The 1,585-nt window shown below is 74.4% G+C and carries 1 protein-coding gene; it reads right to left on the minus strand.

Annotated elements, in window-relative coordinates; genetic code table 11:
- Positions 1–152: 152 nt before the first annotated feature.
- Positions 153–1,352, minus strand: a complete 1,200-nt coding sequence (locus AOK00_RS35180) for a PucR family transcriptional regulator (protein ID WP_055604175.1) — start codon at positions 1,350–1,352, stop codon at positions 153–155.
- Between the last annotated feature and the right edge of the window lie 233 nt (positions 1,353–1,585).

Below are 1,585 nucleotides of genomic sequence, written 5' to 3' on the forward strand. Positions count from 1 at the left end.
TTGCCCAGCAGGGCGTGGGCCTTCCCACGGCAAGCGGGAGCGGCATCGCCCCCGGCGACTGCTCGCGCGGCGGGCGGGAGCGGCATCGCGCCCCGGTGCGGGTCCGTACACCGCCACCGTGCCGCCCGGTGCCGGTTCATGCCCGCCGCCCCCTAGCCCGGTGACGTCAAGCGGAACGCGTCCAGCGCCAGAGTCATCTCCGTGAGGTCCCGCGGCCGCGACAGCGACCGCGCGGTCAGCTGCTCAAGCCGTCGCAGCCGGTTGAAGACCGTGTTCCGGTGGCAGTACAGCCGCCCCGCCGCCCGCCCCGCCGACCCCTCGCACTCCAGCCACGCGTCCAGCGTCTCCAGGAGCACCGCCCGGTCCGCCGGGTCCAGTTCGAGCAGGCCGCCCAGGACGTCCGAGACGAGCAGGCTCGCCACCTCCGGCTGGCCCACCACCAGCGCGCCCGCCATCCGCCGGTCGAGCCGTACGATCTCGCGGCTCCCCGGCGGGCACGTCCGCAGCGCCAGCTCCGCGAGCCGCCGCGCCCGGCCCAGCTCGGTCAGGCCCACCACCACCGGACTGATCCCGCCGGGACCCGGGCACCGCCCGTCGAGCAGTTCCGACAGCGCGTCCAGACCCGTGTCCCCGGCGAGCGCCACCACCCCCAGCTCACAGTCGGCCCCCATCCGCCACAGGAACCGCACGCCCTCGCCCTGCACCTGCCGGTGGAACAGCTCCCGCTCCTCCCGCCGGTCGTAGCGCAGGACCACGACGGCGTACCGCCCCTGCTCGGGCAGGTCCAGGCCCGCCGCCGCCCGCGCGACCAGCTCGGGCGAGCGCCGGCCCTGGAGCAGCGCGTCGAGGAGCGCCTGGAGCTGCTCGTCCGTGCGGCGGCGCAGTTCGAGCTCCGTCGTCCGGTACGCCTCCGAGGCCGTGTCCGCCTGCGCGTCCACCGCCGACCACACCGTCGTCGCCGACTGCATCAGCGCCGCCAACTGCGCCGTGTCCGTCCCCGCGCCCTCGATCAGCGCGTCCCAGACGAGGTGCCCGGCGTGCCGGTAGGCGTGCACGACCAGTTCGAGCGGCATGCCTTGCGCGGCCCGCCGCCGGCCCATCTCGTCCGCGTGCTCCAGGTCCCGCCGGGGCGAGCTCCGGGGCGCCGAGATCATCTCGATCCCGATGCGTATCGCCTCTTCGGCCTCCTGCCAGTGCTGGTCGTACGGCAGGATCCGCCCGTAGGCGGGCTCGTACGCGTGGAGTTCTCTCAGATGCTCGTCCACCAGTTCCGGCACCCGCTCCAGAAGCGCCGTGCACGCCTGCGCGAGCACCTTCCAGTCGTCACCGGTCCGCCGTCTGCGCCGTCCCATGCCCGGAGGATCCACCGCCCCGGCCCCCTCCGCACAGCCCTGACGCGCAGTGTTGTGCGCATGCACAGCCCTTCGGCGCGCCCGCTGGTCACCGGCAGCGATTCGGCCGCGGGCCGTGGACGCGCGGTCCGGCGCGGTGTTGGGGTGAGCGCCATCGAACGGCCGAGTAACAAGAACGGCCGGGAACACCGGAAAAAGGGGAACCATGGGAGGTACCGCACCCGCCCTCGAGG

The sequence above is a fragment of the Streptomyces aureus genome, from assembly GCF_001418135.1.
Lineage (GTDB): Bacteria > Actinomycetota > Actinomycetes > Streptomycetales > Streptomycetaceae > Streptomyces > Streptomyces aureus_A.

Bases quoted from the DNA above. Each gene is read 5' to 3' on its own strand.
- AOK00_RS35180 (WP_055604175.1), bottom strand. From the start codon at position 1,352: ATGGGACGGCGCAGACGGCGGACCGGTGACGACTGGAAGGTGCTCGCG.